This window comes from Faecousia sp. (assembly GCF_048519415.1).
Taxonomy (GTDB): domain Bacteria; phylum Bacillota; class Clostridia; order Oscillospirales; family Oscillospiraceae; genus JAZOXB01.
In genome coordinates this window covers 58358-68404 of the sequence record NZ_DBFZUT010000038.1, presented here as the reverse complement: position 1 = coordinate 68404, position 10047 = coordinate 58358, and the positions used below count along the sequence as shown (strand labels likewise).

Genomic DNA, 10047 nt, shown 5'->3' with positions numbered 1-10047 from the left:
ACCACTTGGAGCACCACTATGGTGTATGCTTTCAGCAGGGAAATGTACAGAGTTATCACACACGGGAAAATGTGACCTGTAAGCAAAGCACAGTATTAACAGGGCTTCTACACAGCTATTCCATGTGAGGAATCTTATCCCCACAATGAAGCCGCTGGACACTCCCAAGTCGGAGAACAAGCCTGAAGAAGTCGGTATCATCGGCGGAGCTAAGGGTACGGTCGAGATCGAGATTAAGGACGAGCCGATTGATTTTTCCAATGTTCAGATCGAGCCGCTGTTCCAGGATCAGGTGGATTTTGACACCTTCTCCAAGTCCGATTTCCGGGCTGTGAAGGTCAAGGAATGCGAAGCCGTGAAGAAGTCCAAGAAGCTCTTAAAGTTCGTTTTGGACGACGGAACCGGCACAGATCGGGTGATTTTGAGCGGAATTCACGAGTATTATGAGCCGGAAGAGCTGGTTGGAAAGACCTGCATCGCCATTACCAATCTCCCGCCCCGCCCCATGATGGGCATAGAATCCTGCGGCATGCTGCTCTCCGCCGTGCATCACGAAAACGGCGAAGAAAAGTTGCATTTGCTGATGGTGGATCCTCACATTCCGGCAGGAGCAAAGCTCTATTGATTGACCTAAAATTGTCGGTGCTTACGCCACAACTTACGCCAATTTACTCCGAGCTTACGCCAAAAATGCGTTTGGAATTTTGCGATTGCAGACAAGTTCCGATAGCATACGATAAGTTCATATGATTTAAGTCCGCTGATTTCGGTCAGCGGGCTTTTTCTATTTCTGCCCCTATTACATCTCTGTGATGTGATAGGGGCTTTTTTTATCCCTGAAAGGTGGTCGAAAAAATTTTTTTGAAAAATCTCAAAAAAACTTCGTACAAATCGAAAAAAATTTCCCAGTTGGTTCGTGAGGGCAAAAACCTTACGAACCTAAATACCCACAAAAACACTTCGGAATATCCGTTTTCCTTGATATCTTTCAGAACTCGATTCATCATTTGACGACCGTACCCTTTATGCCAGTTTTCAGGCAGACTATGGATGCAAATTAACTCCGCTTTCCCGGTCAACTCCGCATCACGAGCTGTGTCCCAATAAGCGATACAATGGGGCGTTCCATTCGATTTTCAAGGGAAAACTATCGCGCCAGAGCTTTTTACGAAGCCAACGGGTTTGCGTTGACGGATACTTCAAAGCCTGCGTTTGACACAGAAGAAGTCCTTTATTCCAAAAGAATCTGATAGGGACAAATTCCAGTTTGTCGAACTGAATATAGCGTACATAGCCGCTTGGTTTTCAAAAGAAATCAGGCGGCTATTTCTATTTTGAAGGAGGTGTTCGCTATGAACGAAACAGATTACAACGCTCGACTTTATGAGAAAATGAAAGCCGAGCAGGACAAATATCGGGACTGGCTACTGCATCAGGAGCCGTCCGAAATTCTCAATCATACCTACGAATACACGATGCGGGAGGACATCGTAATGTGTATGGAGGAGCTGGAGCTTGAGCCGGAAAAGGCAAGGGCTACGGAACGCAGGCAGAGCGTCTGGCGCTTCGGTTTGTCTTTGACGAGCTGGGCATGACCACGGTCCTTGCGGATGCCATCCGGGAAAATACCAGAAGCCAGCATGTGCTGAAGAAGGGGGGGGATTCCGCGTTGTAGGCGAAGATGAAATCTTTCGGTATTATTGTATTGACCGATAAATTCGGCCCGGCGGGAAGATCGCCGCTTTTTTACCTGCCCCCTTCCAATCTCGGTCCTTTCGCGATATAATATCACTTCATGAAAAAAACGAAGATACAGGGAGACGGAAAAATGCAGTTGCGGGAAGATCGCCCGGCAGACTGCCAGCGGCCAGAGATGCTGTTCCTTGCGGCAGACGAACGCGGCGTGGGTCTTGGCAGGCAGATGCTGGAATGTGCCGTGCGGCATTACGGCGTCCGGGAGCTGACGGTCAACGCGCAGACGGTCGGCTTTTATGAGCACACGGACCTTTCCGCCTGAAAGCGGACGGAATGGATGAAGCGGGCGAGCGATTCCCGCTGCTGTATATGAGAAGAAACCGGAGTGAAAAACATGATCGATAAGATGCTGATCCGTGGAGCAAAGGTCCACAACCTGAAAAATATTGACGTCGATATTCCACTTGGAAAAATCGTCGGGATCGCAGGCGTGTCCGGGTCCGGCAAGTCTTCGCTGGCGCTGGGCGTGCTGTATGCCGAAGGCTCGCGCCGCTATCTCGAGGCCCTGTCCACCTATACCCGCCGCCGCATGACGCAGGCATCGCGGGCCAGCGTGGACGAGGTGCTGTATGTACCTGCCGCACTGGCCCTGCACCAGCGCCCCGGCGTGCCGGGCATCCGCAGCACGTTCGGCACGGGAACGGAGCTTCTGAACAGTCTGCGCTTGATGTATTCCCGCCTTGCCAGCCACCGCTGCCCGAATGGCCATTATCTGGCCCCTTCGCTGCTCGTCGCGGCCGGGAAGGAGCTCGTCTGCCCGGCGTGCGGCGTGCATTTTTATGCTCCGTCTGCCGAGGAGCTGGCATTCAACTCGCAGGGCGCGTGCCAGAAGTGCGGCGGCACGGGCATGGTGCACACCGTTGATATGGCGACGCTTGTGCCGGATGAGTCCCTGACCATCGACGAGGGTGCGGTTGCCCCGTGGAACAGCCTGATGTGGTCCCTGATGACGGATATCTGCCGCGAGATGGGCGTGCGCACGGATGTGCCGTTCCGCGAACTGACGGAGCGGGAGAAGAACATCGTGTTCCACGGCCCGGCGGAGAAAAAGCACATTTTCTATCACAATAAGAATACCGGGCAGGCCGGTGATCTGGATTTTACCTACTTCAACGCCGTTTACACCGTAGAAAATGCTCTTTCCAAGGTCAAGGACGAAAAGGGCATGAAGCGAGTGGAAAAGTTTTTGAAAGAGGATGTCTGCCCGGATTGTCACGGCACGCGCCTGTCGAGCGCGGCCCGCGCGCCGAGGCTGCGGGGTATTTCTCTGGATGAGGCCTGTACCATGTCGCTGACACAGCTCGTCGAGTGGGTAAAGAGTGTGCCTTCCGGCCTGCCGGAGGAGATGCGCCCAATGGCTGAGAGTATTTGCGAAGCATTCCAAAGCACGGCCAAGCGCTTGATGGACCTCGGACTGGGCTATCTGACGATGGACCGCTCGGCGTCGACGCTCTCGACCGGTGAGCGCCAGCGGATGCAGCTGGCCCGCGCAGTGCGCAACCGCACGACCGGCGTCCTATATGTGCTTGACGAGCCGTCCATCGGCCTGCACCCGTCGAATATCGTGGGCCTGACCGGTGTGATGCACGATCTGGTCTCCGACGGCAATTCCGTCATTCTGGTCGACCACGACACGCAGATCCTGAAAGAAGCTGACTGGATCGTCGAGATGGGCCCGGAGGCGGGCGCAAAGGGCGGCTATGTCATCGCACAGGGGGCGATCCCTGCAATCGAGGCCAACTCCGCCTCTCAGATCGGACCTTTTCTTGCCGGAACGGCAGAGACAAAGCTGCGCTGCTGTACTGAAAAAGAGGCGCTTTTTGCAAACGGGACGATCCATCTTTCCACCGATTCCATCCATACCGTCAAGCCGCTGGAGGTGGATATCCCCAAGGGGCGCCTCACCGTTGTGTCTGGCGTGTCCGGCTCCGGCAAGACGACCATGGTGCTCGAGAGCCTGATCCCCGCGCTGGAGGCAACCATCGCTGGCAGTGCACTGCCAGCGCATATCCGCACCGTTTCGGCCGACGGCATCGCGCATGTCAAGCTCATCGACGCGACGCCGATCGGCATCAACGTCCGCTCGACGGTCGCGACCTATGCGGGCGCGCATGACGAGCTGCGCAAGCTCTATGCCAAATCTCCGGACGCGAAGGCGCGCGGCTATAAGGCAGGCGATTTCTCCTACAATACCGGCTCCCTGCGTTGCCCCGGCTGCGACGGCACCGGCATCGTCAGTCTGGACGTGCAGTTCCTGCCGGATGTGGACATTCCCTGTCCGGACTGCCATGGCTCACGCTATGCCAGAGCGGCCGAAGCGGTCCGCCTGACGAATGGCGCGGGGGAGAGTGCTTCGCTTCCGGAGCTGATGGATATGGACGTGAATTCCGCGCTGGAATTCTGCCGGGACCGGAAGACCGTCAGCCAGAGACTGGCCGTTCTCCGGCAGCTGGGCCTCGGCTACCTGACGCTGGGCGAGGAAACGCCGAGCCTGTCCGGCGGCGAGGCACAGCGGCTTAAGCTCGCCAGCGAGATCGGCAGGACGCAGACGGACTCCGTCTTTGTGTTCGATGAGCCGTCCATCGGCCTGCATCCGCTGGATGTTCGCGTGCTGCTCGGTGTTTTTCAGGCGCTGCTGGACAACGGCGCGACCGTCATCGTCATCGAGCATGACCTTGACGTGATCCGAAACGCCGACTATGTCATCGATATGGGCCCCGGCGGCGGAGACGCGGGCGGCCGGATCGTCGCCAGCGGCACACCGCAGGAGATCCGGGAAAATCAGGCCAGCATCACGGGGCGGTATCTCTGACCGCGTTTCCCCGTCTTCAGGCGCTCCGGACCGGAAATGCACGGACCAAATTGCCGCGCCGGTTGAAAAAACGGTCGAACTATGCTATACTCTTTTTATCTTTGTCCAAAAGCAGGGTGACTTTTTTGAAGATCAATGTCCTTTCCTATCTGGAGGCTTCCGCAGCGCGTGTCCCCGACCGGGTCTGCTGGGCAGATGCTGCGTCTGCCTTGACCTACCGCGAGGCGTGGACGGCAGTATGCGAAATGGGAGCAGCACTCTCCGTGCGGCTTTCGACCGTCAACGCACCTGTCTGCGTGCTGCTTCGCCATGACGTGACGGACCTTCTGGCATTTTTCTCCATCGTATACAGCGGAAATTTCTATGTTCCCATCGATCCGGCGCTCCCGGCTGTCAGGCTCCGGAGCATGCTGGAGACGCTGTGCCCTGCGGCCATTCTGACCGCCGGGAACGATATTGATGCAGAGCTGACGCAGGATATCCCGGTCATTTCCCAGCAGGAGCTGCACACGGAAGCGCCTATCCCATCCGCCGCGGCGCCGTGGAAGCAGCATAAGGATACCGATCTTTTATACGTTATTTTCACCTCCGGCTCCACCGGCGAGCCGAAGGGCGTTTCCATCTGTCACCGCTCGGTGATCGACATGGTGGAGCAGTTTATGCGTGCCTTCGACTTTGCCGACGGCGCTGTCTGGGGCAATCAGGCACCGTTTGACTTTGATGTCTCTGTCAAGGATATCTTCCTCTCGCTTCGTGTCGGCGGGCGGCTTGAGATTCTGGAGAAGAAGCTGTTTTCCTTCCCAAAGCTGCTTCTCGAGCGGCTCAACGAACGCAGCGTAGACACGATCATCTGGGCGGTGCCCGCACTGAAGATCCTTGCCCGCCTTCATGCCTTCCAGACGCTGCGCCCGCTGTATCTGAAAAATATCATGTTCTCGGGCGAGGTCATGCCGCCGAAGACGCTGCAATACTGGATGCAGGCCGTCCCGCAGGCGCGGTTCGTGAACCTCTATGGTCCAACGGAGATCACCTGCAACTGTACTTACCATATTGTGCAGAGCGCGGACGAGGTGCTGCAGGAGGTCCCGATCGGCAGGCCGTTTGCCAACTGCGATGTATTCCTGCTCGACGGCGGCGAGCCTGTCCGGGAGGAAGGGCGGACCGGCGAGATCTGCGTGACGGGAAGCTGCCTGTCGCTGGGCTACTACAATCGTCCGCAGCTCTCTGCCCAAGTCTTTGTGCAGAATCCGCTGAATTCCCGGTTCCGTGAGCCGATGTACCGCACGGGCGATCTCGGCGTGTGGAAAAACGGGTCCCTGCTCTTTGCGGGAAGGAAGGACACGCAGATCAAATTCATGGGACATCGTATCGAGATGTCCGAGATCGAGCTGTGCGCCAACGCTGCTGAGGGCGTGGAGGCATCCGCCTGCGTTTTCAGCGACGAGCGCCTGACGCTGTTTTATACGGGCGAGGCAGAGGAAAAGGCCCTGCTTGCCCGCCTGCGGGACAGGCTCCCGAAATATATGCTTCCGAGCGTATGCCGCCGGTTGGAGCGCTTTCCCCAGAATCGCACGGGGAAGATCGACCGGCGGGCGCTGCTGATTTTGTCGAAAGAGGATTGATACCATGAACGAGCTTTATCAAGTGTTGGACGGACTTCATCTGAATGTTGATTTTCACAACGAAAAGCGGCTCATTGACGACGGCCTTTTGGAGTCGTTGGATATCGTGATGCTGGTCGACGAACTGATGTGCCATTATGATATTGAGATCTCCGTGGAGGATCTGATCCCCGAGAATTTCAACTCCGCCGAGGCGATCTATGCTCTGGTGCAGAGGCTGAAGGACGAGGAGTAAGCCATGCCGATCACGGGTCTGAGCTTTTTGCTCTTTGCGCTCGCGGCGGTCGTGCTGTACTATCTGTTCCCGAAGCGGCTGCGGCAATATGTCCTTCTGGCGGCGAGTATCCTGTTTTATCTGACCTACGGCGTTCGGATGGCGGGCTATCTTGCCGCGACGATCCTGCTTACCTATCTTTTCGGCCTGTGGCTGGACCGGCTTGCGGCCTTCCGGCCCGCTGCCGAGACCAAGGAGGAGCGCAAGCGCCAGAAGCGCGCAAATGACCGGAAAAAGCGCCGCGTTCTGGCGCTGTCGCTCGTGCTGAACTTTGCGTCGCTGGCGCTTTTGAAGTACGGCGGTTTTCTGGCTTCCTCCGTCAATGCAGTGCTTGGCACGGAGCTGCCGCTGCCGCATTTTCTTCTGCCGCTCGGCATATCCTTCTACATTTTCCAAACCTCCGCTTATCTGATCGATATCAGCCGCGGCAAACATCGGGCAGAGCGGGGATTTCTGCGCTATGCGCTGTTTGTCTGCTATTTTCCGCAGCTGGTGCAGGGCCCGATCAACCGCTTTGCCGATCTGCAGCCGCAGCTCACGGAGGGAAACGATTTTTCCTGGGATAATATCCAGCACGGGTTTCTGCGCATGCTCTATGGCGTGCTGAAAAAGGCGATGATCGCAGATACGCTTGCACCGATCGTGGCGAAGATCTACGGCGGTTACGCGGCCTACCCCGGCATCATCTGCTTTCTGGGTGCGGCACTCTACTGCATCCAGCTTTACTGCGACTTTTCCGGCGGCATCGACCTGATGATGGGCATCTCCCGCCTGTTTGGCATCTCCATGCAGGAGAATTTCTGCCGCCCCTATTTTTCCGTCAGCCTTTCCGATTTTTGGCGGCGCTGGCATATCTCGCTGGGCGAGTGGATGAAGGACTACCTGTTCTATCCGCTGGCACTTTCCAAGCCTTTCGGCAGGCTCGCGCAGTTCTGCCGCCGCCATATGCCGCTGGATGCCGCAAAGTGTATCGTGCCGAGTCTGTGCACGTTCCTCGTGTTTCTCGCAGTCGGCGTCTGGCAGGGGCCCGGCATGGCCAACATTGCCTATGGCCTGTGGAACGGTTTCTGGATGTCCCTCGCCATGTTCCGTGCGCCGATCCGGAAGCATCTCCGGCTTTCTCCGGAGGACCCGAAAAAAGGAGCGCTGGTCTGGGGCGTTGTCCGCACGAATCTGCTGGTCATCATCGGCAGGTACTTCTCAAACGCGTCTTCGCTGCGTTCTGCGCTCGGGATGCTGAAGCAGACGGTGCTGCACTTCGGTGTGACCCGCGTCCATGCTGCCCTGTTTACGGAGCTGGGCTTCTCGCTGCCCGTGCTCTGGAAGGTCGTCCCCATGCTCGGCGTGGTCTTTGCCGTCAGTTTCGCCGCCGAGCGGGGGACCGACGTTGCCCGCTGGCTCTGCGAGCGAAAGTGGCTCGTGCAGTTCCTGATCCTGTTTGTGGCGCTGTTGACGGTCGTGCTGTTCGTCTATGGAAACGCCGGCTATACGCCCATTGCTTATGTCTATGAAAATGTCTGAGGTGATCCTGCTTGCGTGGTAAAAAATGGCTTCTGACTGTCGTCTGCGCGCTGCTGCTGGTCGGCGTCGTCTGTGTCCTGGGCAATTGGCTCATCGATCCCTTCGGCGTTTTTGAGGCCTCTCCGCTGCAGTGGGATTCCTATGCGCAGACGCTCAATCCGCGCGGCAGCAAGGTGCGCTATATTTCCGAGCGGCCCGGCGAATACGATTCGTTTGTAGTCGGATCGTCCTCTGCCGCATCCTATCTGCCGGAAACGTTGGAGCGGTATTACGGCGGCAGCTTCTATAACATGTTCCACTACGGAGCGGACACTGACTATGACCGCGAGCTGGTCCGCTATCTGCTGGAGCAGGGCGAGGTCAAGCGGATCGTCCTTGTGCTCGGGCTGAGCGATGCCTATGCTCTGCACAGTAAAACGGAGGGCCTGACCGCCGTGCCCGATTACCGGGTGAGCGGGGAAAACGAAGCGGCCTACAAGCTCCGCTTCCTGTTTGCAAGCCCTTCCTTTGCGATGGAAAAGCTGTCCTCCCTCCGGAAGGACACAGAAATGCCGCAGACCTTTGACGTCTTTCTGCCGGAAAGCGGGACCTATGACAAGCGGCTGCGCGACGTGGAATCCATCGGCAGCCTGCAGGACTATCTTACGCTCCACGGTGAGGACTACCTTTCAGAGACGGCCGATACAACGCTCCCTGACATCGAGCGCTGTGCCGGGAATGTCGCCGCGATCCGCGAAATGTGTGAAGAAGCAGGGACGGAGCTGACCGTCATTCTCACCCCGTTCTGCCGGGAGCAGATCGAGCAGTACGACAATGACGCCCTGAATGCATTCTATCAGGCGCTCTCGGACGTGACGGACTATTGGAATTTCTCGATCACACCGCTGACCTATGACGAACGATTCTTCTATGACGTAACACATACGCGAAATGCTGCTGCCAACCTCGTACTGGCGCGGATCGCCGGGGATGAGAGCGTCGGTCTGCCCGATGCCTTCGGGGCCTATTGCCGGCAGGGAGAGTCAACGGATGCAGCGCAGCTGAAGAAAGCCGCCGGGGAAAGCGCTTATCTTCAAAACGGCAGCGCGACCGTCCCGATCCTGCTGTATCACCATCTCGACCCGGATCAGCCGGAAAGCGAGACCACCTTGCACCCCGAGACGTTTGAGCGGCAGATGCGCCTGCTGAAGGAGCAGGGCTATACGCCGATCTCATTTGATGAGCTGATCGCGTTTGTGGAGCAGGGAACGCCGCTTCCGGAAAAGCCGGTCATGATCACGTTTGACGACGGCTATACCAGCAACGCCGTTTATGCCTATCCCGTTCTGCGGGAGCTTGGCTTCCATGCGTCGATCTTTGCCATTGGCTGCTCGATCGGGCATGACCGCTATTACAAGGATACGCAGTACAGCCTGACGCCTCACTTCGGTCAGACTGAGATCACGGAAATGCTGGACTCCGGCCTTATTTCCATCGGCTCTCATACCTACGACATGCACCAGTGGCCGCCCTATGAGACCGTGAAGCCCGCGCGGGAGAATATGCTGCCGCTGCCCGGCGAATCCGAGACGGAGTATATCGACGCCGTGCGAGCCGACGCGGCGCGTGAAGCGGAAACGTTTGCGGCGTTCGGCATTCCCGCGCCCGATGTGATCGCCTTCCCCGAGGGTGCGCATACCACGCTGACCGATGTCGTGCTGCGCGAATGCGGCTATAAGGTTACCCTGACGACGGACGAAAGCCGCGTGAACACCGTTGTGGTCGGCCTGCCGCAGACGCTGATCGATCTCGGCCGCATGACCGTTCTGCCGGGCATGACGGACGAGCAGCTCCTGCAGTATCTGAACGAGCGGGCAAACTAGAGAACAAAGCCTTTTCCCGGGCCCGCCGTGCATGCGCACGGCGGGTTTTGCTGCATTTTCGGGAAGAAAACCCGTATTCTGTGGTTGAAAAGTTCGGTTCCCGGTGGTACAATAAGAAAAAGAGGCTGCTATGAGGCGGCTTTTTGAAGCAGGGGAGGTTAGGCAATACTAACTTACTCCTACAGCATAGAAAGGGGAATG

The 10047-nt window shown here is 57.3% G+C and carries 8 protein-coding genes and 2 pseudogenes; 9 read left to right on the top strand and 1 reads right to left on the bottom strand.

All coding sequences use genetic code 11. From position 1 onward, the window contains the following. Window positions 1-241 precede the first annotated feature (241 nt). Window positions 242-625, top strand: a pseudogene (locus ACMKFF_RS04585) (lysine--tRNA ligase); the annotation flags it as partial. 205 nt (window positions 626-830) lie between these two features. On the opposite strand, the gene ACMKFF_RS04580 reads toward ACMKFF_RS04585, so the two are convergent. Beyond that, entirely contained in the window at window positions 831-1079 is a 249-nt protein-coding gene (locus tag ACMKFF_RS04580) for a GNAT family N-acetyltransferase (RefSeq protein WP_419496194.1), read from the bottom strand. Between the two features lie 273 nt (window positions 1080-1352). On the opposite strand from ACMKFF_RS04580, the pseudogene ACMKFF_RS04575 reads away from it, so the two are divergent. From ACMKFF_RS04575 to ACMKFF_RS04540, 8 genes and pseudogenes are all read left to right on the top strand, one after another. Next, window positions 1353-1538 (top strand): annotated as a pseudogene (locus tag ACMKFF_RS04575) (DUF3848 domain-containing protein); the annotation flags it as partial. 20 nt (window positions 1539-1558) lie between these two features. Continuing rightward, complete coding sequence (locus ACMKFF_RS04570; RefSeq protein WP_419496196.1) at window positions 1559-1675, top strand: hypothetical protein; 117 nt, start codon at window positions 1559-1561, stop codon at window positions 1673-1675. A gap of 153 nt (window positions 1676-1828) precedes the next feature. After that, window positions 1829-2017, top strand: a complete 189-nt coding sequence (locus tag ACMKFF_RS04565; protein ID WP_419496193.1) for a hypothetical protein — start codon at window positions 1829-1831, stop codon at window positions 2015-2017. 72 nt (window positions 2018-2089) lie between these two features. Continuing rightward, complete coding sequence (locus ACMKFF_RS04560) at window positions 2090-4567, top strand: excinuclease ABC subunit UvrA (RefSeq protein ID WP_419496192.1); 2478 nt, start codon at window positions 2090-2092, stop codon at window positions 4565-4567. Window positions 4568-4692: 125 nt separating this feature from the next. Further along, the gene (locus ACMKFF_RS04555; RefSeq protein ID WP_419496191.1) at window positions 4693-6189 is read left to right on the top strand and encodes an amino acid adenylation domain-containing protein; all 1497 of its coding nucleotides are present in this window, start codon (window positions 4693-4695) and stop codon (window positions 6187-6189) included. A 4-nt stretch (window positions 6190-6193) separates the two neighbouring features. Continuing rightward, the gene (locus ACMKFF_RS04550) at window positions 6194-6424 is read left to right on the top strand and encodes an acyl carrier protein (protein ID WP_349135633.1); all 231 of its coding nucleotides are present in this window, start codon (window positions 6194-6196) and stop codon (window positions 6422-6424) included. A 3-nt stretch (window positions 6425-6427) separates the two neighbouring features. Next, complete coding sequence (locus ACMKFF_RS04545; protein WP_419496190.1) at window positions 6428-7984, top strand: MBOAT family O-acyltransferase; 1557 nt, start codon at window positions 6428-6430, stop codon at window positions 7982-7984. Window positions 7985-7995: 11 nt separating this feature from the next. Next, window positions 7996-9846: a polysaccharide deacetylase family protein gene (locus tag ACMKFF_RS04540; RefSeq protein ID WP_419496189.1), complete on the top strand. Its 1851-nt coding sequence runs from the start codon at window positions 7996-7998 to the stop codon at window positions 9844-9846. The last annotated feature ends 201 nt before the right edge of the window (window positions 9847-10047 follow it).